Raw genomic sequence first — 398 nt, 5'->3', positions numbered from 1 at the left:
CCGACATACAATGCGACCAAGGCGGCGTTGCATTCGTGGAGCCAATCCCTGCGGCATCAACTGGCAGACACCGCGGTCGAGGTGCTGGAACTGGCCCCGCCCGGCGTCGCCACCGACATAATGCCAGGCCATGCGGAAAACCCCTCCTCCATGCCGCTGGCCGACTATACGGACGAAGTGATCGGCCTGATCGAACGCGGCGAGACCCCGCGCGGCGAAATCCTGGTCGAACGGGTCAAGCCGCTGCGGTTCGCGGAAGCGAATGGTTACGACAAGGTGTTCGAGCAGTTGAACGGAGCGCACTGAGGCGGCGCACCAAGACCTCTCCCTTCCCCCGGCGGGGACGGAGAGGTCCAGCGCGGGATCAATCCTCGTCCATCTTCAGCGCGGCGATGAAG

The 398-nt window shown here is 64.6% G+C and carries 1 protein-coding gene; it reads left to right on the top strand.

The genetic code is table 11. The features are described from left to right. The coding region (locus JWG43_RS21125; RefSeq protein WP_205244476.1) for an SDR family NAD(P)-dependent oxidoreductase at nucleotides 1-306 on the top strand (306 nt) is incomplete at its 5' end. Nucleotides 307-398 lie beyond the last annotated feature (92 nt).

Source organism: Desulfobulbus alkaliphilus (assembly GCF_016918545.1).
Lineage (GTDB): Bacteria > Desulfobacterota > Desulfobulbia > Desulfobulbales > Desulfobulbaceae > Desulfobulbus > Desulfobulbus alkaliphilus.
This window is presented reverse-complemented; position numbering and strand designations above follow the sequence as displayed.